Source organism: Gammaproteobacteria bacterium (assembly GCA_029880545.1).
In the GTDB taxonomy this organism is placed as follows: domain Bacteria; phylum Pseudomonadota; class Gammaproteobacteria; order Acidiferrobacterales; family SZUA-150; genus JAOUOD01.
Genome location: JAOUOD010000005.1, coordinates 217,467 through 240,954, shown reverse-complemented (window position 1 = coordinate 240,954; position 23,488 = coordinate 217,467). Strand labels below are relative to the sequence as shown.

Below are 23,488 nucleotides of genomic sequence, written 5' to 3'. Positions count from 1 at the left end.
TTGCAGGCGTCATGATAGGTGCTATGACAAATGTGCAAAAAAATGTGGCGGCCGATCTTGTAAGAGGGAGTGTGATTATGATCTTATGCTTCATGGTAATTTCATATACGGGTTTGCCACCCTTACGATGGGAAAAGAAACATATGAAGACCTGGAGAGAGAAAATGGCTGCGATTGTCGTAATTAATGCATCAATAATAATTGCAAGAGCTTATCTGTTTATTAGTATTGGAATCGGTGCTTTTGTTGGTGCCATATGGTTTAGTGGAACAAACTCAACAATGAGCACATTATCATCATTTATTGCTTCAATGTGCTCAATAATAGTAGCCGTGATGCCGCCTAAAGCTTTGCTAAAAAAGCAGGTATACATATTCTATGAAGTAGCAGCAATATGTGGATTATTGCTATCTAACTACATGTTCTATTCAAAAAATGCTAGTTTATCTGAAATATATACGCCAGTAGAAATATTAGTCAATATTGCATTTCTCGTAGTAATAACACTACGTTTTCGTTTGGAATCTAATAATAATCAGGCGAGTGTTAGTAAGTAATATATACATACTAATCAAGCCTGACTTTATTGAATCCTGGTTGCCTAAGGAAAACCAAAAGAAAACCAAAAGGGTCAGACTCGTTAAAACCAAAAGGGTCAGACTCGTTTGATTCCGCATATTTCAATCGACTCTGACCCTATTGATTTTCCTGAATAGTTATTCGCCCTTGATCGCCCGGATCTGGTGTTCAACGCGGGCACGAGAGGCCAATCCTTCTTCGGCACCATCAAAGGAGAACTGATAGTCCCATCCCGGGAAAAGGCGCAAGAACAGGATACCGGGTTCATCGTCCCCGGGTCTGGATTGCTGGGTATACTGTTCATAAATGGGACTGCTACTGATACCGTCCTGGCTGTCCTTGAATCGGTCAAAATGCTGCAGCAGGTCTGCCGGGTAAACGTAAATCATTTTTCCGACAATGTACGGCCTGATATCGAACGGTTCATACGGCGCGATTTCATCGCCTCGTGGTCGTGGCTTTGGCGGCGGCAAATCAACCGGGCGGCCATCACGTTCGCGCCCGCTGCGCCTGGAATCGTTATACAGAACTTCCTCAACCACATAACGCAACCTGGGCGTAATAAAATATGATCCCTGGCCATCAGTCCAGTCATCAATTACGACATCATCAATCGGGCTGGTCGTGCCATTTCCGGGATCTATCATACGGTGCAAGGTCTTAAAGGGATCTGCCTTGCGGGCTACCACAATAAGATCCGATTGACTGATAACTTTGCTTAAGGTTATCGGTTCAAAAAAATCCAGGCTCATGAATACATAAACTCCTACGAAAGCCGGTTGCAAAAACCAAAAGGGTCTGAGCCATTTGATTCCGCGTATTTCAATCAACTCTGGCCCTGTTGACTATTGATTCGTGATGATTCGTAAAGCAGAAACCCCCGGGAACGGCATGATACCTAAAATGGCAGCGCTTTAAAGGACTACAATTCCAGCCTGATGCCGCCATATACGCCGTCGCCATAGTAACGGTAGTCGGCAAAACTCATGGCGAAAATGGCGTCCATATGCCTCAATTCCAGAAACGTGGAGACCTTTCCAAACTTCATTATAGCGCCGACCCCGAAGTGCAGCATGAAACTGTCCTGATCATCCCATGCATCCCCGGTATCCATGGATATTACCGACCAGCCAAACCCGGCGCCCACATACGGGTTAATTATCGCCTTCGGTAAAAACATTTGCTTGCACGAAAACAACATGCTGCTAGCCTCGATTTCACCGCTATTGCCCTGGGGCGACCGCCACTCGTGCACGGTATGATACAGCTCAAAGCCGATCAACCATTCATCCATTACTGTCCACTCCATACCGAAGGCGCTCGATTCATCGGATTGCGGAGTAATATTCAGTACGCTATTGGTCCAGGAATCATCAGGAACATAGTGCTCATCACCTATCTGGAATACACCGGCCTTCAGAAATAGATACATCCCTTCTGCTGAGGCCGGACCGGGAATAAGAACTGTTACGATCAGCAGTAACCCGAGAAAACTTTTCAAATCAGTCACCAGCTATATTGATTGGTTTATATAGTTAGTAGACGATAGTATTTTGAAAATCAACCCAAATTGAAGAATAAAACCATAGATCTAAAATAGGCCGGGGCCTTTTCCCACCTGCACGCCCCAGGCAGTCAATGGCCGGCCCCGTAAAGGCTGCCCTGCCCGGCCGACCAGCGCAAGACCAGCCTTTCTGAGGAACCAAAAAGGGAGTACCGGCCCATTGCATTCAGGAAAAATACTAACTTGTATGGTACATCCCGGCACCATCTTCAATACAGGATCCGCCGGGCCAATAGCTAAGCCTGTCTCGCAATACCATCCTGTTGATGACCCAGGTAGCGGGCAATCATGGCCATGGGGCCGGGGTTCTTTTCAAGCGGTATTTTGACAATATGTCCGCTGCCGGGGGCGGCATCGCGGGGAGTGTTGAACTTGTCCCACATTTCCGTCACAACAACGTCTTCATTGCCGCGAGGTGTCAGCAACTGTACGGTGTCACCCACTTCGAAGCGGTTCTTCACTTCGATAGTGGCGCGCTTGCTGTCGGCATCATAATCAATAATGTCGCCGACAAACTGTTGCGCGGAACTCTGCGAGTTGTTCTGCATGTAGTTCTGGTATTCCTGGGTGGGATGGCGTTCGTAGAAACCTTCGGTGTAGCCGCGATTGGCCAGGCCATCAAGGGCAAAGAACAGCTCCGGGTTGAACGCGCGACCGGCCACGGCATCGTCAATGGCCTGGCGGTAGATCTGGCTGACGCGGGCCGCATAATAATAAGACTTGGTGCGACCTTCGATCTTGAAGGAGTCGACGCCGATTTCCACCAGCTTCTGGATATGACGAATGGCGCGCAGGTCTTTTGAGTTCATGATGTAGGTGCCGTGCTCGTCTTCCATGATGGGCATGACTTCGCCTTCGCGGGTGGATTCCTCAATAACATACAAACCATTGGCAGCATCGTTGCGTGTGCCCAGGGTGCTTTCCGGTGTGTTTTGATCGGTATTACAGCAGGCCTTTTGTATATCACCGGTGTCGGTTTCTTCACCCTTGGATACCTTGTAATCCCAGCGACAGGCGTTGGTACAGGTACCCTGGTTCGGATCACGATGATTGAAGTAGCCGGACAACAGGCAGCGACCGGAATAGGCAATGCACAATGCGCCGTGAACGAATACTTCGATTTCCATATCCGGGCACTGCTGCTTGATTTCCCCGATTTCTTCAATAGACAGTTCGCGTGACAGAATGACGCGCTTGATACCCACGGACTGCCAGAATTTCACGGCGGCGTAATTCACGGTGTTGGCCTGCACTGACAGGTGCACCGGCATGTCCGGCCAGCGTTCACGCACCATCATGATCAGGCCGGGGTCGGCCATAATCAGCGCATCCGGGCCCATGTCGATAATGGGCGCCATATCATTCATATAGGTCTGGATTTTCCGGTTATGCGGCATGACGTTACTGGCGACAAAGAACTGCTTGCCGAGATCGTGCGCCTCGCGGATACCGGTGGCGAAGTTCTCCATATTGAAGTCGTTGTTGCGCACGCGCAGGCTGTAGCGTGGCTGGCCCGCGTAGACGGCATCGGCGCCGTAGGCCAGCGCATAACGCATGTTTTTCAGGGTGCCCGCTGGGGCCAGAAGCTCGGTCACAAACCACTCCAAGAATGCCGGTAAGCCGGCGATTATAGCAAAGACCGGGGCATTTCCCCTGCCCCGGATGCCACTACAAATGCCGTGCCCAATGCAGCGGGCAAAAAAATGGCTTGCCGGTACATCGCGGCAAGCCTGTCAATTTTGATCCGAGGGAGATCAAATCAATTTATTGTGACGACCCGGCTAGTCCTCCAGCTCGGCGCTGTCCCAGGTGATGCTGCTACCGGAAATCAGGCCCTGAATTTTCACCGGTACGCCGGTGGACAGCGCGGCCAGGAACGCCGCCTGGTTCATGCTGACGTCGTCATGATCCTTGAAGCTGAAGCCGTTCACGTCGATGGCAATACCCAGCACCGTCACCACGGTTCCGGCTACGGAATCCACCGGGCCGCGCAGGTAGGCATCCGGATCACCGGTATTGCGCTCATCAATGCGGGTCACGAGAACGCTGGTGCCGGAGCTCGGGAACCCGCGCAGGCGCACATGGGAGCCGTTGGCGAAATCCGAGAACACGTCGGTGCTGGAATTGATTTCAGTGGCGGCGTTCACGGTAATCGTCACGCCCGGCATGCCCACCAGGTTAAAGCTGTTGCCGGACAGGTTTTCGATGTCACCTTCCATGCGTACACTGTCCTTGAGCTTGACCTTGTAGGCGTTTAACACATCGGCCACCAGCGTGCCTTCGGCTTCAACCTTGACGTTCTCGGCAAAATACGTGGCGGTGGCACCTTCAAAGATAGTCGCACTATCCGTGTGCACCTCCTGTCCATTGATAAAGAACACATAGTCCGGGCTGCTGCCAGTCAGGCCTTTTACATAACCTTCGACTTCGGCTTCCTGGGCATCGGAAATACTCGGGCCTTCCGGTTCCACCTTGGTCGCCATCATGACCGGTGCCGGAGCAGCAGAAGCTTTCACTTCCACCAGCAGGTTGAGCACCGGCCCACCGGGCAAGTCGGTCATGTCAGCACTGCTGTAATCAATAGTCAGGGCGCCAATAGTAAATGTTGTCGCGCTTATTGTGCCTTCGATATAGCCCTTGACCTTGTATTCCACCAGTGATGTTTTTTCTTCCAGGCGCGTCGCGACAATAACGCCGCCCGGCTTGGGCATGCCCGCCACTTCCACGAGCGATCCGACACTTAAATCCGCGAGCGTACCGCTTGAACCGTTGGCCAGGGTCTCGATATAGGCACCATCTTCCAGCCTGACTGTTTGGCCCATGACCACCAGGGACGTGGTGCTGATAATGGAATTTACCGTACCCTTGACTGCAGTTTTGGCCACCACCGTGTCGGCGGTACCCATATCACCATTGATATCACCGCGCACCTCCACCGGCATACCCAATACCTGGCTTTCTGCCACCGTGATGCCGTCACGGGTAATTGTTGCGCCGGTGGTATCGAACTCGACGCCATTGACAAACACACTGCCCAGCTTGGTGACTGCGCCAACAGACAAATCACCGTTGCCGATGGGAGGCAGCGGGTTGCCGCCGGTTCCACCGGTGCCGCCACTGCATCCTGTAACCAACAGTGTAACGACAGCTAACATGACGCTGACCTTGGAATAGTTCATTTACAGATCCTCCGTTGAATTCTGCTCTTCAAAATAATAAACGCCGATACCAATACGACGCCTTCCGGTTCCATTGATGGACGGGTTTACATCACGATCATGTTGCGCCATCCATTTATCCATGCGCTCGATAAACATTTGTCCGTGCTCGCGGGTTAACTGTTGCAGCTCTTCCGCGGCGTCATCAGGCAAGTTGTCGTAAAACACCTTGCGTTGAAAATACGGTGCAACTGCCGGGTTCAGGTTGTGCTCAATGGTACTGATCAGGCCGGCCACATCCTGCCCCAGTATCTGCACTTTTTCCGGCTCGCCGGTTTCCGGAATATAGGATCGCACCTTGAGAATTACGTGACTCGAGTCCGTCAGCTCCACCGTGCCGACACGCACCAACTCATCGAGAATTGCCCGCGCCGGCACGTCACCACTGTAAAGACGCACCAACTCGGAAAAACTGTTAACCGCGCCCTCTACCGGCAGTTCTGCCGGCGCGCCATTAGCCGTACAGAAGCGCTGGTCACGGACCCAGGCCGCAATGACCCGTGCCGCCCGGTTGTACTGGCTGGCACCACTGTTGGCCACCACCGGGTCCAGGCCCAACACGCGCGACACTTCCTTGCGTGACAAACCCGTTAATACCGAGGTGCGCGATACCGTGGTTTTTCTGCCCGGCACATCAAACTGGTTCATGGCAACATCCACGTATACCTGCTTCGCCAAATCGGAAAACGCGCCAAACGGTACACCGTAGCGCAGCAGCAGCTTCACCAGGGGTTTCAACAGCTGTATCACAGCGCTGCTGAGATGCGAATGAATATTAGTACGTGTGTCCATATTTGGGATTATTTTCCCAATTATGGTCCCATGTCAAGCCCGTTTGTCGGGATGTGCCAACTGCTGCGATTTCTATTCATATTATCAATGACTTATCGATTATCGATGTTACTGCCCGGGCGAAACGTATTTGCTTACCGTGGGCTACGGGCTCACTCAACCTGCCGGGCAACTGGCTGGATGACCGCGCCAACAAACCCGCCTGGGTGTCCAGGGACCCGGCATTGCCTGGGCGCCACCGTTTGTGATTAGCGCCTTTGGAGAGTAACGTGCGTTGTAACTCCCATCATCACATCGCCAGCCGCTACAGGAGTTCACCATGAGTCCCGTCTTCGCTATTCATCGCCGCTTCTCACGCAAGGTGGTTGTTATTATCACTCTTGGCCTGCTCAGCGCCTGCGGCGCCAACGCCCGGGTCGTATCCGACAGCCAGGGCCCGGGCATCCAGCAAGCACAGCAGGAACCCTATGCCGGACCAAAACGCTCCCTCGCCGTCAAGGCATTTAGCTTCAAGGCTGGTCGAGGCGGACACCGTGTCGGTCAAGGCATGTCCGACATGCTCACCGATGCCCTGTTTAACAGTGGTCGGTTCATCGTACTTGAGCGGGAAAACATCAAGGACGTACTGGATGAGCAGGACCTTGGCGCCAGCGGTCGCGTCAAACCCTCCACCGCTGCACCCAAGGGTCAGCTCGAAGGCGCGGAATTGCTGGTACGCGGTTCCGTGATCCAGTTTGAACCGCGCTGTTCCGGTGGCTCAGCCATTGTCTTCAGCGCCAGTCGCGCGTGCATCGCCATTAACATTCGCATTATCGATAGTGCTACCGGTCGCGTGGTCAACGCGACTACAGTTGAAGGCAGCAGTGTCGACAAGCGCATTGGCTTTGTTACACGCTCCGAGTTACCGATCGGGCTGGGCATGTACAAGGGCACGCCGATGGAGCGCGCGATCCGCAATACCATCCAGGCTGCGGTTGATCACATTATCAACACGAAACTTTAAATTCCGGTGATAAGGATGTGGCGCTGCTTTGATGCCCGACGATTGCTGCTGGCAGTGTTATTGTCGGCAACAGCCGGATGCGCGACCACTCCCGTTGTGACCAGCGGTGGAGGCGCCGGCATCAGTGAAGCCCAGGCAGAACGTTACGACGGCCCGAAAGCACGCATTGCCGTAGGTCCCATCATCGACAAGAGCGGCAACGCCGGGACCAACTCTTTGCAGGAATTTCTAAAGGACGATCCTTCCGGTATCGACAAGCCCGCAGTACTGGGCAGCATTCGTGACATGCTGACGACGGCACTGTTCAACAGCAATCGTTACATTGTACTGGAGCGCGATGCCATCAAGGATGTCCTGGTTGAGCAGGACTTTGCCACGTCACAGCCCGGCAACAAAACCTTGATACCAGTCGGTGAGATTGAAGGCGCCGAATTGCTGGTCACCGGGTCACTGACTGCGTTCAAGGCGGCGAAGGAAGGTGGTGGCTTCCCGATCCCGATACCGCTTGGCAAAAACGCCAACGATATTGCCATCTTTCGAATTGGTGCAAGCAAGAGTTATGTCGCCATGGACATTCGCGTGATTGATACGGCCAGTGGCCGCATCCTGGCTACCACTGCCGTCGAAGGCACATCATGGAAAAACGAAACACGCCTGGAAGGCTTTATTGGCAAACATACCGGTTACGGATTCCTGCACACGCCGGGGCTGATTCGCGTATTCTCCAATACGCCGGTTGAAAAAGCCTTGTCTGAAATGGTGAACGTTGCCGTGGCTGTAATTATCAGGCGCACGCCTGAAGATTATCGCCGTTACCCTTCAACATCGGACACCGCCGGGGAGCCATAGCAGTGCCGACGACAATGCTTGAGCACCATCCACGCGGCGATGGCCGACAGTACGTGTTTTACCGAGTGGCCACTGACGGTTTGAGCCAATAGCTGAAACATGGCGTCATCCAGGAATTCGGCAAGCTTGGCCAGCGCATAATAAGCTATCACCAGCCAGAGATACCGGTCACGACCTCGATCACCCCGGCACAACAAGATGACAGGCATCAACAGTGCCGGCAGAAACTGAACCAGGCCATAAGCACGCAGATCCCCGTGACCTATGGATTCGGTGTAGTGCCAGTAACCAACAGAAGCAATTCCCAGCACCAGAAGCATCGGGAACAAGCGAGACGCCCACAGCGATGACAGGCGTTCATACAACACGATGCTGAACAGGCTCATGAAGGCGATGCTCATCGGCAACCTGTCCCAGACGAGCGTCTTGTTTCCTGGCGCAAGGTGATACCAGGCGGAGCCGAATGCTGTAGCCATGACACCAATAAAAAACATGCCATACATTTGCTGCTGCACGGTGGCCAGCGGTTGCCGGGCGAGATGGTATAGACCTGCCACCCCGACAAAAAGAAAGAAGATGTTGGACGTCACGTTGCTGAAGCTATGTATGCCAAGGCGCTTAACTTGATCAGCAAAATGGTGGTACGAAGGATCCTGCGGAATCGCGGGCAGCGCCAACATGAATATCAGCGACGCAAACGAAATGACCAGAATAGCCTGAATACAGCGTCGTTCTGTGTAGATCATGCAAAGTCCTGTGCGCAAAGTCCCGTTTTCACCATTAATACTATACCCAAACCCCGGATTCCGCGCCGGTTGCTGACCTGCTACATAAACAGCAAGCTGTAACCTCATGAACATTCATGGTATTTTGCATTCACAATATCGCGCAATAGCGTTGATTAGACTACACTTATTATATAGATTACCGTAAGTAGAATGCTGTATTTAGGGGGAACCTGGTGTCTGCTGTTCAGACTTCACAAGCCGGTGGAAAACCGAGCGTCCTGGTTGTTGATGATTCACGCGTAATACGGGTGAGCGTCAAGCGTGCGCTCGAAAGCGATTACACCCTGCTGGAAGCCGAAGACGGTGAAAAAGGCCTGGCCAGCGCCCAGCACCAGAAGCCGGATCTTGTCATCAGCGATATCAACATGCCCAATCTCGATGGCTATGGACTCATTTGCCAGCTACGCGCCCAGGAAGACATCGGCAATGTGCCGATTATTGTTGTCACCAGCGCCGAGGAAGATATTGTTCGCGAACGCGCCTACGCCTGCGGTGCCAACGCCTTTATTCTGAAACCTTTCGATCCCGACCAGTTGCGCGATACGGTGCAGAAACATCTTAATGACCACGATGCCAGCCTGGCCGAGCTGGATTCCATGTACGGTGACGCCATTGAAGACGTGGTCGCCACTGATGTTGTGATTCCCGAAGACAACGCCTGAGTTGTCGTGTAATTCAAGACAACGCCTGAGTTGTCGTGTAATTCAAGACAACGCCTGAGTTGTCGTGCATCAGGCTCAACAACCGGTATGTCAGCAGCTCAGCTACTTCTTCCCGCCCGCTTGATCAGACCTCGATTGATCCGCTATTGATTGACCAGGCTGTTCCGGCCACTGATGCTTGGGATAACGCCCCTTCATTTCCTTGCGCACCTCGGCATAACTGCCTGACCAGAATCCCGCCAAGTCCTGGGTCCGCTGCACCGGCCGGTTGGCCGGAGACAACAACTCAATAATGACATCCACCCTGCCATTGGCCAGTCGCGGTTGTGTATTCAGGCCGAAGAAATCCTGTAATCGACTACGCATGAGCGGCACTGTTCCGCTGACATAGTCCACACGTGCGTGCCTGCCACCGGGCAGCTCATAGCGCTCGGGCAATGCCTGGTCCAGCCATTGTTGTTGTTGCCAGTCGAGCATGGATTTAATCATCTTCGCCATATCAAGCTTGCCCAGGTCGCCACGACTGCGCACACCCCCGATAAACGGAAACAGCCAGGTTTCAAGATTCTCGAGCAAGGCGGGGTCATTAACATCCGGCCAGCCCGGTTCCAGCGTAGATGCCATGCGTATACGCGCCTGCAGGCTTCGCGCCGCCTCACTCCACGGCAGCATGTCAATACCGGTTTTACGAATCAGCACAAAAAACATCGATGCTGCCTGTTCATCCGATACCGCATCAAGCCGTGTTGACGCTAATTCCACGGCACCGATGTGCGTCAGTTTCCGCGCCACGATGCGTTGCTGTTTGTCGTCCCAGTCGCACTGGGTTTCGGTAACCGCCAGTGCAGACTCCAGGTATTCCATATCACTACCGCTCAACTGCGCATAGCGGAATATACGGCTGTCTCCCTGGCGATCATCGATATCGGTGATGACAATAAAACGCCCGCCCTGGCTGGCTTCATTACTGTGCATTGATGCGCCACGACCGTTGACCAGCTGGTAACGCTGCAACCGGTCATCACGCGCCATGGCAATACGATCCGGAAATGCTTCAGCCAGTAACAGGCCCGATACATGCGGATCGACATCAGCCGGCTTCACATCCAGGCTACGCGCATAACGATTTGCCACGTCAATAATTCGCTTGCCACGCTTGCCGACTGCACCGGTCAACAACAGTTCAAGGCGCTTTTCCATGCTGCCGTTGAATTCACCTTGCATGATATCCCGCTCTTCCAGCAAGGCGGCCAACAGGCAGCCGACCCAACCCTGGCCACGTTCACGCGCCTTGAGCAACATGCAACCCAGGCGTGGCGATAAACCCAGCAATGCCACCGACTTGCCGATTGCCGTTACCCTGCCTTCGGCATCAACCAGCGCCAGTTGATTCAACAACGATCGCGCTTGCTGTACATGTGCGTCAGTTGGCACATCCACCCATTGCAGCGCCGTAATATCCGTCACACCCCAACATGCCAACTCCAGCACCAACGCTGCCAGGTCGGTACGCAATATCTCCGGGATACGCTCGGGCACAAGTCCGGCCTGCGTATTCCTCGACCACAATCGATAACATTGACCCGGCGCCTGGCGACCGGCACGACCACATCGTTGGGTTGCGGAATCGGCACTGATGCGCACCGTCTCCAGCCGGCTCATGCCGCTTGCCGCACGAAAGCGGTTTTCGCGTGCGAGCCCGGAATCAATCACTACGCGCACTCCGTCAATGGTCAGGCTGGTCTCGGCGATATTGGTTGCCAGTATCAGCTTGCGTTGACCCGGCAACGGTTGCATGACCCGATCCTGGTCAGCCAGGCTCAAGGCGCCATGCAACGGCAGAACACTGACCGGTTGCTGGGCCAGTTGCTGATCGAGCCGTGTACGTACGCGCTCTATCTCGGCAACCCCGGGCAGGAATACCAAAACATCCCCCTCGGTATTGACTAACACGTTATCTACTGTTTTTGCCAATACCGTGTCCAGGGAATCGACTGCCGGATCACGATCCAGGTAATGATGTTCAACATCGTGCATTCGGCCTTCACTGACAACTTCCGGGACATCACCGAAAAATTCACGCAGGCGCCTGACATCCAGCGTTGCTGACATGACCAGTACGCGCAGATCGTCGCGCAAGCCCTGCTGGATATCGCGAACCAGCGCAAGACCAAGATCACTGTGAATATTACGCTCATGAAACTCGTCAAAAATGATCAGGCCAACATCGCCAAGCTCCGGATCATTTTGCAGTCTTCGGGTCAGAATACCCTCGGTAACCACCTCGATCCGCGTTTGCCTGCTGACCTTGCGATCCAGTCGAACCGTGTAACCGACGGTCTGGCCTACCGGTTCACCCAGTTGCCGGGCCATAAAAGCGGCCGCTGACCGGGCCGCCAGGCGTCGCGGCTCGAGCATTAATATGTTCCGACCGGCGAGCCAGTCGCTCGAATACAGCGCCAGCGGTACCTGGGTGGTCTTGCCGGCACCCGGCGGCGCCACCAACAGGCACTGGCGACTATCGGCCAGGGTTTTGGCCAGTTGTGGCAACACTTCCTGCACCGGAAACGGGCTAAGAATGGTCATGATCCGGAAATCACGGGGCGAACCCTTGGCACGGGGTTTAATTCCCTGATAAGGTGTATAAACACAATTTCGGTACGTTTAAGGCACTTGCTCAACATGCGCAGTATTCTGGTACTCAATGCAAAAGGTGGTTGCGGCAAATCGACGCTGGCTACGAATCTTGCCAGCTATTTTGCCTGGGAAGAAGGCAAACAGGTGGCATTGGCGGATTTTGATCCGCAATCGTCATCATTGGCCTGGCTGAAGGCCCGCTCCGAGCAGTGGCCGGTTATTACCGGCCTCGATGGCAGCCAGGGCAGCGTTCGCGCGCCCCGTGATACCGAGGTGCTGATCCTGGATGCGCCCGCCGCCGTACACGGCAAGGATATTACTGCCCTCGTACGCAAGGCCGAAACCGTACTGGTACCGGTCCTGCCGTCGCCAATGGATATGCGCGCCGCCGCTGATTTCATCCAGGAGTTGCTGAAGAATGGCCAGGTCAGTCGTGGTGACAGCAAGCTTGCCATCATTGCCAACCGGGTACGGGAAAATACACTTATCTACCAGAAACTGCATGAGTTTCTGAAAAAGCTGGGCATTCCCCTTGTCGCTACCCTGCGAGATACCCAGAACTATGTGCGCGCCGCCGAACGTGGCGTTGGCATCTTCGAGATGGCGCCATCGGCCGTGTGGCAGGATGTCGAGCAATGGCAACCACTGATTCGTTACCTGCGCAGCAAGCGTAGCCGGGCCGCCTGATTCATTTATAACCGGCACAAGGTCTGGGTGCTGAATTCAAACTTGTTCTTGCCTGTATCGACAACAAAATCGTGATCCGTCAATTCCAGCATCCAGTTGTTGCGACGCTGCACTGATGCAAGCAGGCCGTTCAATTCACCTTCGACACCAATGATTGTTGCTGTCGCGCCATCGCGATTAATGCGCTGGCACAGCTCGGATGCACTGCGAATAAACCGCGGCCGCCATTCGAGACAAGTCAGCCGTGGATGCCTGACCGCAGCTTTGCGAATACGTTTCTGGTTATTGATCCCGACAATAATGCCATGCTGTTCAACCTGAAGATCCGGCTCGTCTCCCTGGCATACCGAGCCGGCCATTCTGATACCCGGCTGCCAGAACAGTCCCCAGGCAAGCAGCCGCATAAGACAATGTTCTTCAGTCTCGGAAGGATGTTTGGCGACAACCAGGTCAACTGCTTCATCCACACTGCAACCCTGGTCAACCAGGTGGAGTGAATATCGATAAATAATGGATTGATCTGACATAACCTTATCAGTCGACGTAACGACCGGCCCAGGTGACAACCAGGTTGCCGACATAGCGTGCATCAACCGGGTTATTGAGCAGATGATCGGCATCGGCCAACGAAACAAAACTTTTCGGGTGATGTGCAGCCATGAAAATGCGCGTGGCATTCTCCATCTCAACCGTTGCATCCGAAGACGCATGCATGACCAGGATGGGTGCTTTCAGCTTCTTCAGGCTTGCAGTGAGATCCGGCAGTTCGGCATCTGCCAGGAACCGTTCGCCGATCTCGAATCGCTGACCACCAATCTCGATTTCCGCCTTGCCGGTACTGCGCACCTGTTCACGCAGGTGCAGGAATCGCCGTGCCACGTCGCCACCATGAAACGGTGCACCAATGGTAGCGACCGCCTTGATTGATTCATCCTCGGATGCCGCCTGGATGGACGCCGCACCACCCAGCGAATGACCGACCAGTACTTCCACCGACATTCCTTGCTCTCGCATTGCGGAAATCACTGCATGAATATCGGCAACATCCGATGCAAAATTGGTATCAGCGAACACACCGTCACTCTCGCCGACACCGGTAAAATCAAAGCGGACAAATCCCCAGCCACTCTCCACTACGGCACGAGCAATGTTATTAATGGATTTGAGATTCTTGCTGCAGGTAAAGCAATGGGAATAGATAATATAGTGACCAGGCTCGCTGTTATCGGGCAAATCCAGCTGTACCGCCAACCCGGCCCCGGTACTGCCGGTTACATGAAACTTCTCACGACGCACAACCAATCTCCGCACTGACTCAGGCAGCCGGATAATATCATTAACTGCAGAAACTGGCGTGCTTTTACGGAAGCTACAGTGGCCAGACAACCCGGAACCGGGTGCCGTGATTGTTTTCAACGGGAGATTCAAGGCTGATAGACCCGCCATGCTCATCAATGATTTTCTTGACGATAGTCAGGCCAATACCGGCGCTTTCGCGGGTATCGCGGGCCTGCAGGGTCTGAAAGATTCGAAACACTTTGTCGTGGTACTCTTTTGGTATGCCCGGCCCATCATCGGTAACATCAAAAACACAGGCATTGTTCTCGATTTTTGCCGATACCTGTACAATTATGCGGTCGCTGTCTCCATGCTTGACAGCGTTACCAACAAGATTGGCAAGCACCTGTCGCAAGAGCACTGCCTCTGCATGAATCGTTTTCACATTTACATGCTTCACCAGCGTGCAGCCCTGTTGGACGGAATCACTCCAGATTTCATCCAGCAGGTCTTCAAAATTCACATCCTCGCTGGCGATCGCTTCCCGCCCCACTCGTGAGTACAACAGGATGCCGTTAATCAAATCATCCATTCGCCTTGCCCGACTCCTCAAAAGGCGTAGCTGTTCCCGTGATTCTTCGCTCAACGTATCGCCAATATCCTCTTCAAGCCATTCGGAAAGACTGGTAATGGCGCGCAAAGGTGATTTCAGGTCATGAGAAGCGATATAGGCAAACTGGTCCAGCTCCCGGTTGCGGGCAACCAGCTCCTGGTTTTTCCTGACCAGTCGTTGTTCGCTGCTGCGCAAGGTATTCACCAATCCAAGGAATGATCGAGCCAGAACACCCACTTCGGTGCGGTCATCCAGCGGTAACTTGCCAGCCGTATCACCCCTGCCATCCGAATTAACCCATTCAGTAATATTGCGGATTGGGCGGGTAATAATCTGAGAGAAAACCACTGTCGCCAGGACCGAGGACAAAAGGATCAGAGCGGCAACAAGTATGGTATTAACAACAATGTCATGGGTGCCGGCGATAATGTCATCGTAATCAGCTGATATGCCGATGAAGAATTTCTGGAAAAATCCCGGGCTGCCGACCTCGACAAGATCAAAATGCGTGAACATGCGCCTGACCGATCCATCGGACTGGTGTGAGTGTGTATGATCATCATGATGATCGAGCCCGCCGGTCATGCTGTCATGAGTCCTGGCATGCTCAATAATTGGTACAAGGCCGGGAAAATCTCTCACAGCATTGCGATGATCTCCAAATTCGAAAGCGAACTGCTTCGTATAGTCCGGATGATAAAGATAATCACCGCGATCATTAAGAACGAAATAGCGACTGCTAAACCCTTCGTCTTCGAGATTGATCAGGCTCCTGAGAATTGCCGAAAAATCCTGGTTGATAACAACCAGCGCGATGCGCTTGCCACGGCTGTCGAAGACTGGCGCGACCACCCTGATCACCGCTATCCTCGGGACCTGTATTTTGCCGTCATCCCGGCTGAGGTTAATTTCAGAAAAATAGATACCCCCCTGTCCAAGCAACCTCGCCTTCTGGAAATAGGGATTATCCGTCTTGCGCTTCAATTCCGGCCCGGCAACCACCTCGAGGGTTCCGTCTCCCCGGCTGACCCTGACCAGTTCCCGCCCCGATGCATCAGCCGTCAGCAGCCTGATCTCAAGATAATCCGGTCGCGCAGTCGCCATCTCCACAAATGCGCCGCCAACCAGTTGCAGCCAGCGGGACGTGGTAAAGCCAAATTTTGGATCCACCCGGTCGCCGTTCAACGATCGCGCATAACCATTTACCGGCTCAATAATTGACAGAAATCGCGCATCAGCGCCAAGCGCGTTGACGGCCGCCCTGAACCGGTCACCTGTGGCCCGGACATTTACCTCGAGACTGTTTTGCGCCTGCCTGAGCAACAACAGATTCTGGCCCTCATAGCCAACCAATATAATAGCGCCGCCACTGGCGATCAGGCCGAAGCTGACAAACAGGATGAGCAGCAGCGTAAAACCGGGCTGATGAAACCTGCGTCTCAAGCGCTCCTGCAATAGTTTAGGTCGGGCTTTTGGGTGAGTGCTGGATGTATCCATATCCTGCCGAAAACAAGCGTGAATTATTATCTATACAATAGACGGAAATGCCTGCGCCGTGGAAACCGGAGATGCAGTTTTAACAAGCTTTGACATTGTGCGGGAATACTTCAGAAATGAGCGCGCCATTCCAGCACCACGGAAACGGGATAAGCGCCATACTCACTTTCAATCCTGTAGTTTTTTACAGGTTTCCCTCTTGGCACCGAAAACGTCAAATCAATATCGCTGTCATCGGCTAGCGAATGCACCAGGCCGAATATAATCATCGATGAATGGTCGATACCGTTACGCAACCAGACACTATTCAACGTGGTCAATGGCGAAGCCTGCCAAACCAGTCCGGCCGATGCATAGCGTCGAGCCAGGTACATGCTATCCAACGGGTTCATCCTGTAGCGTTTCACCTCGTGCGCGCCATCGCCCTGATAATAATATTCGTAACGCAGATCCAGCTCCGCGGATGGCCGATACCCAAGGCCGGCCGCCCAACGGGCATAACTTCCGTGGGGCGCCTGGTCCAGCTCGGCGCGATGACCTTCCGCCCGGATATCGAGCAGGCTGAACAGGCTGGTTTGCACGCTGCCGCCTATAACCTTGCGATCACGAACGTGGCCGCCCAACACTCCCAGCTCCGTTCCGGCAACAGGAGCTGAAGCCACGCCGACCCAGGAGCGTCGCTCGGCATCCGGCTCAACCGACCAGCCGGTATCAGTGGACATATCCCGGGCATAACCCTCAATCGATATAACCGACAAGCGCCACAACGGCTGGGGCTCCCAGGCCAATCGCAAAGCATCTACGCCGGGCTTGTATTCCCGGAAAAATGCCTGCGCGGCAAACGGCGCGAAAAAATCGTTAGGGGTAAAATAGAAGGTTCGGCTCAGGTTCACCGGCATTCTGCCAAACATTGCCTCCCAGTTGCTTGTTGCAAACTGGATCGCCAGGCGATCAACATCCAGCGCCGAATCGGTTTCACCGCTGTAGCGCCAGGACAATCGACTGCTTCGCTCCGCTTCGACTGCCTGCATTATGTTGTCGCCGGACAAGACGCCGTATTGTGCGGCCACGGTAATTCTGAGGTTCGCAAACAAGTCATCGTACATGCCGCGCAATGACACGGCAGCCCCGTTGCCATGTCGGCGACCGGTTGGCACGTTGTTATCATCAAACTCAAAGACATAGGCCTGGCTTCGCACCAGGCCGCCAAAGGGTCCATCGTCTTCAGCAAAGACCGGGGCCGGGGCCGATACCAGCACCAACACCAGCGCGCCTTGCAGGCATGCCAACCTGTGCCGTTCTGACACTGAACGGGATAACTGCGGGCTGCCATCTACCGGGGTTTTCATGACACTTCCGTCTTGGAATTAACGTCCTACCTCGACATGCGCAGGCGGTTCAGGGAAAAAAATTCGTTTTTGATGCCAATATTGAATTCGATATGTTCGTAGGTGAGAACCGTATATTCATCAGGTTTGTCCGCCGGCACTACCTTGAGTACTGACGGCATTTTTCGTCCACCGAGCAACCTGATGTCACTGAACTCCAGGGTACGCGCTACCTTCATGGCCTCGTCATAGAAGACTTCACTGACAGGCAGATAGTCCGGCAAGCTGACTGTTGTGACCACCTTGCCCCATACCACTGCCGCCGTCTCCCGGGGAACAAGCGTGAACTCCATCAGGCGCAGGCCGTTTCGCTTACCTTCAAACGAAATGCGAATACGATAATCTCGTTCGCGACGAGAGTCCTGGACCAGGTCATCGTTTGTGAAATGGCTGCCCATCCATGAACCACTCATCATTCCCGCACTGAGACGAATGGTTCGATCAGTCTTGGGCAGGTAGGTATACAGGTGCTCACCGGACTTGAGGGATGCCGTGCCTTTCTCCCTGGCAGGAAACAGAATCCTGATAAGACTCTTGTCCGCTCCCCGGGACCAGGCCTCCAGCCTGAGGGTCCTGGTGTAATGCCGGGTTTTCACTTCCATGGCCAGCCGGGCATGGGATGAATCCTGGCGCCACATGTCATCGATTTGGCGCAATATATCCCTGGCGCGCTGCTCATCAGCATCATTGTTCCCGAATGCCGCGGATGCAAAAAAGCAGCTGAAGCCGGTTAATACCAGCAACCATGGCTGTACACGCCTGCGGCCGGAAACACGAATATTCATTTACCCAGTCTAACGCTTCCCTGCACATTGTTAAACCGGGTGGACAATTCTAGAATCAGTTCCAGTGAAACAATCAATAATAAACATGGAATCAGAAAATTTCCGTCCCGGTGACCACATCAGGATTCGGCGCCGGTTTTACAATCATCACGGCATCTGCATTGGTAACGACAAGGTTGTTCACTATGCGCCGCCACCCGGTAAAGGCGTTGCTGATGGCATAGGCTGGCAACAAGTACTGGGAGTCGATTCCACCGTCAACACCATTCACGAAACCGAGTTAAAGGATTTTGTTGCGGACAGCGACGAGCCGCCCAGGCTGATCAGCTATGACCCGGATTTCAGCTATCCACCACTCAAGGTCGTTGCCCGCGCCTGCAGTCGGCTTGGAGAGAATGGCTACAACCTCTGGGGCAATAATTGTGAGCACCTTGCCAGCTGGTGCAAAACGGTCCAGGCCACTTCCGACAAAAAGGCTTTGTGGGCGCGTATGCGCGATGGCGCATTACTGGGCGCCGGCGGTTCGCTGCAAACCCGTCAATGGCAGGCAATTCTTGCCAGCGCCGGGGTCGGTTTGCTGGCTGGCGCGGTAAAATACTGGCTTGAAGACCGGGAACTCAGTACCAGCTACGATGAATTTGCTGCCTACGCCAGCACCCTGTACCTGGCCCTGTCTGAACGCGCATCACCCTACCCTCTTGGCAGCGCATTCTTTCACAGCAACCAGAACTACTGGTTTCGACTGCCGAAAATTCCGGAACACCTGCCGGACCAGGAAATCCTGTTCGTCTGCAACAACAGCTGGCTGGGCAGGCCCGGCGAACGGGACTGGTTTGTAACCGAGCGATCAATCATCTGCCTGTCAAACAAGCTCCACATCCATCTCCATAAAGTTGCGACAATCCGAAGCCATGCCGGCAAGTTAGTGGTTGATACTGTTGATAACCGGCACCACGTACTGACAAGCAGCTTTGTTCATGCCAAGTCACTGGCACGGTTTATTAACGCAGCCATTGCCGGTATTCCGGTTGATGCTGAAGCGTTACGCATTACCCGTCGTTCACGCATGCGCCAACTTCTGGTAGGCTGGTTCGAACCGGCCGCAAGACTTGCACCGCCGACCAACAATAGCTGAGCCACTGGCAAGCCGGATACCCTGACGCCTTATGACCACCAAGGAACTAAAACAGGTTCTGATGCTGAGCGACGGTACGTCGGTAACATACCGGCTGACTCGCCCGGGCAGCCATCGACGACTGGTTATCCTGATACACGGCGCTGCCAGCAACATGTCGCGGTGGTCCGAATTTATTGAACACACCACCCTCGGCCAGGATTGGGATATTCTCAGGCTCGATCTTCGCGGTCATGGCGAATCCACGTGGCGTGGCCTGCTGGATCTGAGTACCTGGAGCCGGGATATTTGCGAAATTCTCGATCGCGAACGCTACCAGGATGCGGTCATCATTGGCCACAGCCTTGGCGCCCAGGTCGCCATGGATATGGGTATGCGCTACCCGTCACGGGTGGCCGGCCTTGTCCTGATTGACCCGGTTTTTTACGACGCACTTTATCCGCGATACAAGTGGTTCTACCGTTCACGCTGGATAACACGTCCGTTGATATGGCTGGGTGCCGCCCTCAACCGGCTGGGCATCCACCGCCGCCATGTCCGGAATCGCGATCTGCGCCTGCTCGATGAATCCACCCGCAAGAAGCTGCTTGCGGTCGGCAAGGGTGAAGAAATGGCAAAATTTTATGGGTCACCTTGGCCGGACCTCAAACACTTTCCGGCAATCAATTACTTTCAGGAGCTGTACCTGTCCATCAAGCCTGTTGCCAATACCGGGAGACTCCGGATACCGTTGCTGGCCATCTTATCGACCACGCCAACCTATACCAGGACCGGGATAACAGCAGAGATTGTTTCAGGCCTCGCTCGCGGCGAAATTGCGCATGTCGATGCCTATCATTGGCCATTAACCGAGAAGCCGGAACAGACACGCCTGCTGATTGAACAATGGTGCAGCAATACCTTTATCAGCAGCCATCGACGAAATGGTTCATGATGGAATTGCTGCGCCCTGTTCGCGCGGCCAGGCACTGAGCAGCGCCTGCACAAGGGTTGCCAGCGGAATGGCAAAAAACACACCCCAGAAACCCCAAAGCCCGCCAAAGAACAGTACTGCTACAATAATGGCAACCGGATGAAGATTGTTCACTTCCGAAAACATCAGCGGGACGAGCACGGTTCCATCGAGCGCCTGGATAAACAGATATGCCGCTACCAACCAGGCAAACTCTGCACTCCACCCCCACTGGAACAATGCCACCAGCACTACGGGGAATGTCACTGCTACGGCGCCAATGTACGGAACCAGTACCGACAGGCCGACAAGCAGGCCAAGCAACACCGCGTACTGCAGTCCGAGAACGAGGAATACGATGACGCAGACGGTGCCCACGATCAGTATCTCCCATATCTTGCCACGCACATAATTACCCAACTGGGTATCCATTTCCTTCCAGACGCGCGCCATCAAATCCCTGTCCTTCGGCAGGTACCGATCAAACCACAGGAGTATGGCCCACTTGTCCTTGAGAAAGAAAAATACCAGTAATGGCATCAAGACCAGGTAGACAACCAGGGTAATCACATCGGATATGGAGGACAAGCCGGTGGTAACCAGGCCGTGTCCCATCTTTCTTACTTCCTGGCCAAAGGTGCCTATCAGGCTGCGAATCTGTTCTTCGGTAATATACGGGTGATGCTGCGGAATCTGCAGCAGAATTTCCTGGCCACGATTGATCATCACGGGCAATTCACGGAAGAGATCGACCACCTGCCCGGCCAACAACGGCATCAGGCCAAAGAGTATGAATATCAACGATGCCAGGAACACCAGGAACACCAGCGCAACAGCACGCAACCGTCTCGGTCCGCGACGCTCGAGGAATAACACAATACTGTCGAGCAGGTAGGCAATAACAATACCGGCGAAAACCGGTAACAACATGGCGCCGGCAAAAATGACGACCGAGAAACCGAGCAACAACAAAAATGCCAGGTAAACGGCCTGCGGATCAGAAAAATTCCGATCGAACCATTTTCGAATTATCTGCAACATATGATACCGGTTCCTCGAGCAATATTATCCGTTTATGGAACGGGACAAAGCGGATGACGGATTATCACGGTAAAACATGATTCTGCTCCACCGAGTCCTGCCGTTCCTGCATTACACAAGATCCTGTTCCGTTCATGCAAGCAACACCACGACGATACCAGACCGCAATACGCCGTCAAAGTTGTCCGCTCCACCCGTCGAGGCAGGCTGCCGAATATCGCCGATTCGCGAGATATATTCGGCAATCAACATGCTCATGGTACTGCCCGGGCATACCGGTGTTGTAATGGATACCGCCAACACCCCGGGAGTTAACGATAGCAGTTCCACGACAGCACATAATCCTGGACACAACAGCATAGCAGAGCGCGCATCGAAAATGAAAAACGGGGGCCAGGGCCCCCGTTTTATTCTTCTGCCTTATAAAGGATTCAGCAGGTCAAGGCTTGATAATAATAAACGCCTTGCCCGTTTTGCGAACGATGCGGAGCAACATCTTCTTGTCCTTCAGCTTGCCCGCGACACGATTGAAATCGGTGGCATTGCTGATGCGCTTGCGGTTCAGGCTGACAATCACATCACCACGCCGCAATCCTGCCTGCTGGGCCGCGCTGCCGGGTTCAACAGCAGTCACAACAACACCTTTTTCCGAAGTATCAATTCCGAGTTCCTCGGCAATCTCCGGGGTCAGTGTTTTGACCCTGAAGCCGGTCGCTTCGGCGCCATTTTCTGCGGACTCTTCATCCTGTTCGACAGGATCGCGCCCCATGTCCTTCGGTTGCTTGCCGGTCTTGACCTTCAGGGTCTTGCGCTTGCCGTCGCGAATCACGATCACTTCAACACGCTTGCCTACTTCGGTGCGGGCGACAATATTGCGCAGGCCGGTTGAGTCATCCACCTTTTGTCCATCAAAGCTGACAATAACATCACCGGCTTCCATACCGGCTTCAGCAGCCGGGCCATCCTTCATGATTTCGCTGATCAGGGCGCCGCTGGCTTCCTTCAGATCAAACTGCTCGGCAATATCCTTGTTCACATTCTGAATCGATACACCCAGCCAACCACGCGTAACTTTTCCGTCCTTGATCAGGCTGGTCATCACACCCTTGGCCATGTTGCTGGGTACGGCAAATCCGATACCCATGTAGCCACCTGAACGGGAAAAGATAGCGGTGTTGATGCCCACCAGTTCACCACTGGTATTGACCAGGGCGCCGCCGGAGTTGCCCGGATTGATGGCAGCATCAGTCTGGATAAAATCTTCATAATCGGCGATACCGACATTGGCGCGACCGACAGCGCTGACGATGCCCATGGTAATGGTCTGATTGAGCCCGAATGGATTACCGATAGCCAGGACATACTCACCGACTTCCAGCCTGGTGGAATCTGCCCATTTCAGACTGGGTAAATCCTTGCCCTTGATCTTGATAACCGCGAGATCAGTCTTGGGGTCGGTACCTACCACCTCGCCTTCAAACTCACGCTCATCATTCAACACCACTTTGATTTCATCCGCCTTGGCAATAACGTGGTTGTTGGTAATGATGTATCCCTTGGGATCAACAATGACACCCGAACCCAGGGCATTCTCTTCCCTCCGTCGCGGGCCGCCGAAACGATGACCAAATTCATCACCAAAGAAATGCTTGAAAAACGGATCGTTGAACAACGGCGAGTCCGGCATGCCCTTGGCAGACTTGCTCTTGACCACGCGCTTGGTGGAAATATTGACCACTGCTGGAGAGGCAGCTTTGACGATTGGCACAAAGTTGTTTCCCGGGCCATTGACCGGTACTGATACGGCACTGCTTTGCGCCAGTGCCAACGGTGCCGCACTTTCCGCCACCGGCATCCAGTTCATTCGTGCACTCAGCGCAATTCCGGCAACTGCGCCAACCACAAGGAACGCGCCAGCAATCAGTCCCATTTTGAACGAGGTTCGTTCAATAGCCATTTACTACCTCCACATGTATTTCTCTAAAAACTTGCATCCCGACCCGGGTCGCCCGCTATGCAA

The 23,488-nt window shown here is 53.8% G+C and carries 22 protein-coding genes; 7 read left to right on the top strand and 15 right to left on the bottom strand.

The window, feature by feature from the left end; translation table 11 throughout:
• Nucleotides 1–164: 164 nt before the first annotated feature.
• Nucleotides 165–557 (top strand): hypothetical protein, encoded by a 393-nt coding sequence (locus OEZ10_07900; protein MDH5632904.1) that lies wholly within the window; start codon nucleotides 165–167, stop codon nucleotides 555–557.
• Between the two features lie 159 nt (nucleotides 558–716).
• Here OEZ10_07900 and OEZ10_07895 read toward each other — a convergent pair whose 3' ends face one another.
• The 5 genes from OEZ10_07895 to OEZ10_07875 all read right to left on the bottom strand — a co-directional run bounded on the left by OEZ10_07895 (nucleotide 717) and on the right by OEZ10_07875 (nucleotide 6,153).
• Nucleotides 717–1,331, bottom strand: coding sequence for a hypothetical protein (locus OEZ10_07895; GenBank protein ID MDH5632903.1), 615 nt, complete (start codon nucleotides 1,329–1,331; stop codon nucleotides 717–719).
• A gap of 170 nt (nucleotides 1,332–1,501) precedes the next feature.
• On the bottom strand, nucleotides 1,502–2,011 hold the full coding sequence (locus OEZ10_07890) for a hypothetical protein (protein MDH5632902.1): 510 nt from the start codon (nucleotides 2,009–2,011) through the stop codon (nucleotides 1,502–1,504).
• A gap of 368 nt (nucleotides 2,012–2,379) precedes the next feature.
• Nucleotides 2,380–3,738, bottom strand: a complete 1,359-nt coding sequence (gene yegQ / locus OEZ10_07885; protein ID MDH5632901.1) for a tRNA 5-hydroxyuridine modification protein YegQ — start codon at nucleotides 3,736–3,738, stop codon at nucleotides 2,380–2,382.
• A gap of 186 nt (nucleotides 3,739–3,924) precedes the next feature.
• Nucleotides 3,925–5,322, bottom strand: a complete 1,398-nt coding sequence (locus OEZ10_07880; GenBank protein ID MDH5632900.1) for a DUF5666 domain-containing protein — start codon at nucleotides 5,320–5,322, stop codon at nucleotides 3,925–3,927.
• Nucleotides 5,323–6,153 carry a DUF6502 family protein gene (locus OEZ10_07875; protein MDH5632899.1) on the bottom strand — a complete coding sequence of 277 codons (831 nt, stop codon included), beginning with the start codon at nucleotides 6,151–6,153 and terminating at the stop codon, nucleotides 5,323–5,325. It abuts the gene before it with no gap.
• 319 nt (nucleotides 6,154–6,472) lie between these two features.
• Here OEZ10_07875 and OEZ10_07870 point away from each other — a divergent pair, with 319 nt between their 5' ends.
• Both OEZ10_07870 and OEZ10_07865 read left to right on the top strand, forming a co-directional pair.
• A complete protein-coding gene (locus tag OEZ10_07870; protein ID MDH5632898.1) occupies nucleotides 6,473–7,156 on the top strand; it encodes a CsgG/HfaB family protein in 684 nt (227 codons plus the stop codon).
• Between the two features lie 15 nt (nucleotides 7,157–7,171).
• Nucleotides 7,172–8,005 carry a CsgG/HfaB family protein gene (locus tag OEZ10_07865; protein MDH5632897.1) on the top strand — a complete coding sequence of 278 codons (834 nt, stop codon included), beginning with the start codon at nucleotides 7,172–7,174 and terminating at the stop codon, nucleotides 8,003–8,005.
• Here the strand turns inward: OEZ10_07865 and OEZ10_07860 are convergent.
• Entirely contained in the window at nucleotides 7,969–8,751 is a 783-nt protein-coding gene (locus OEZ10_07860) for a ceramidase (GenBank protein ID MDH5632896.1), read from the bottom strand. The two genes, OEZ10_07865 and OEZ10_07860, sit on opposite strands and share 37 nt — an antisense overlap.
• Nucleotides 8,752–8,966: 215 nt before the next feature.
• Here OEZ10_07860 and OEZ10_07855 point away from each other — a divergent pair, with 215 nt between their 5' ends.
• On the top strand, nucleotides 8,967–9,455 hold the full coding sequence (locus OEZ10_07855; GenBank protein MDH5632895.1) for a response regulator: 489 nt from the start codon (nucleotides 8,967–8,969) through the stop codon (nucleotides 9,453–9,455).
• A 102-nt stretch (nucleotides 9,456–9,557) separates the two neighbouring features.
• On the opposite strand, the gene hrpB is transcribed toward OEZ10_07855, so the two are convergent.
• Nucleotides 9,558–12,041, bottom strand: coding sequence for an ATP-dependent helicase HrpB (gene hrpB, locus OEZ10_07850; protein MDH5632894.1), 2,484 nt, complete (start codon nucleotides 12,039–12,041; stop codon nucleotides 9,558–9,560).
• A gap of 96 nt (nucleotides 12,042–12,137) precedes the next feature.
• Between hrpB and OEZ10_07845 the strand changes: the two genes are divergently transcribed.
• On the top strand, nucleotides 12,138–12,779 hold the full coding sequence (locus OEZ10_07845; GenBank protein ID MDH5632893.1) for an AAA family ATPase: 642 nt from the start codon (nucleotides 12,138–12,140) through the stop codon (nucleotides 12,777–12,779).
• A gap of 5 nt (nucleotides 12,780–12,784) precedes the next feature.
• Here the strand turns inward: OEZ10_07845 and OEZ10_07840 are convergent, their stop codons facing one another.
• The 5 genes from OEZ10_07840 to OEZ10_07820 form a co-directional block, all read right to left on the bottom strand.
• The gene (locus OEZ10_07840; protein MDH5632892.1) at nucleotides 12,785–13,306 is read right to left on the bottom strand and encodes a YaeQ family protein; all 522 of its coding nucleotides are present in this window, start codon (nucleotides 13,304–13,306) and stop codon (nucleotides 12,785–12,787) included.
• A gap of 7 nt (nucleotides 13,307–13,313) precedes the next feature.
• On the bottom strand, nucleotides 13,314–14,075 hold the full coding sequence (locus OEZ10_07835; GenBank protein MDH5632891.1) for a lysophospholipase: 762 nt from the start codon (nucleotides 14,073–14,075) through the stop codon (nucleotides 13,314–13,316).
• Nucleotides 14,076–14,148: 73 nt separating this feature from the next.
• Nucleotides 14,149–16,113, bottom strand: a complete 1,965-nt coding sequence (locus tag OEZ10_07830; GenBank protein MDH5632890.1) for an ATP-binding protein — start codon at nucleotides 16,111–16,113, stop codon at nucleotides 14,149–14,151.
• A gap of 164 nt (nucleotides 16,114–16,277) precedes the next feature.
• Nucleotides 16,278–17,516, bottom strand: coding sequence for a hypothetical protein (locus OEZ10_07825; GenBank protein MDH5632889.1), 1,239 nt, complete (start codon nucleotides 17,514–17,516; stop codon nucleotides 16,278–16,280).
• A gap of 26 nt (nucleotides 17,517–17,542) precedes the next feature.
• The gene (locus OEZ10_07820) at nucleotides 17,543–18,340 is read right to left on the bottom strand and encodes an outer membrane lipoprotein-sorting protein (GenBank protein MDH5632888.1); all 798 of its coding nucleotides are present in this window, start codon (nucleotides 18,338–18,340) and stop codon (nucleotides 17,543–17,545) included.
• An 85-nt stretch (nucleotides 18,341–18,425) separates the two neighbouring features.
• On the opposite strand from OEZ10_07820, the gene OEZ10_07815 reads away from it, so the two are divergent.
• Both OEZ10_07815 and OEZ10_07810 read left to right on the top strand, forming a co-directional pair.
• The gene (locus OEZ10_07815) at nucleotides 18,426–19,475 is read left to right on the top strand and encodes a lecithin retinol acyltransferase family protein (GenBank protein MDH5632887.1); all 1,050 of its coding nucleotides are present in this window, start codon (nucleotides 18,426–18,428) and stop codon (nucleotides 19,473–19,475) included.
• Nucleotides 19,476–19,506: 31 nt separating this feature from the next.
• Nucleotides 19,507–20,409, top strand: a complete 903-nt coding sequence (locus tag OEZ10_07810) for an alpha/beta hydrolase (GenBank protein MDH5632886.1) — start codon at nucleotides 19,507–19,509, stop codon at nucleotides 20,407–20,409.
• On the opposite strand, the gene OEZ10_07805 is transcribed toward OEZ10_07810, so the two are convergent.
• From OEZ10_07805 to OEZ10_07795, 3 genes are all read right to left on the bottom strand, one after another.
• Complete coding sequence (locus OEZ10_07805; protein ID MDH5632885.1) at nucleotides 20,404–21,465, bottom strand: AI-2E family transporter; 1,062 nt, start codon at nucleotides 21,463–21,465, stop codon at nucleotides 20,404–20,406. The genes OEZ10_07810 and OEZ10_07805 overlap by 6 nt on opposite strands.
• Before the next feature lie 135 nt (nucleotides 21,466–21,600).
• The gene (locus tag OEZ10_07800) at nucleotides 21,601–21,798 is read right to left on the bottom strand and encodes a hypothetical protein (protein MDH5632884.1); all 198 of its coding nucleotides are present in this window, start codon (nucleotides 21,796–21,798) and stop codon (nucleotides 21,601–21,603) included.
• Between the two features lie 109 nt (nucleotides 21,799–21,907).
• On the bottom strand, nucleotides 21,908–23,425 hold the full coding sequence (locus tag OEZ10_07795; protein MDH5632883.1) for a DegQ family serine endoprotease: 1,518 nt from the start codon (nucleotides 23,423–23,425) through the stop codon (nucleotides 21,908–21,910).
• Between the last annotated feature and the right edge of the window lie 63 nt (nucleotides 23,426–23,488).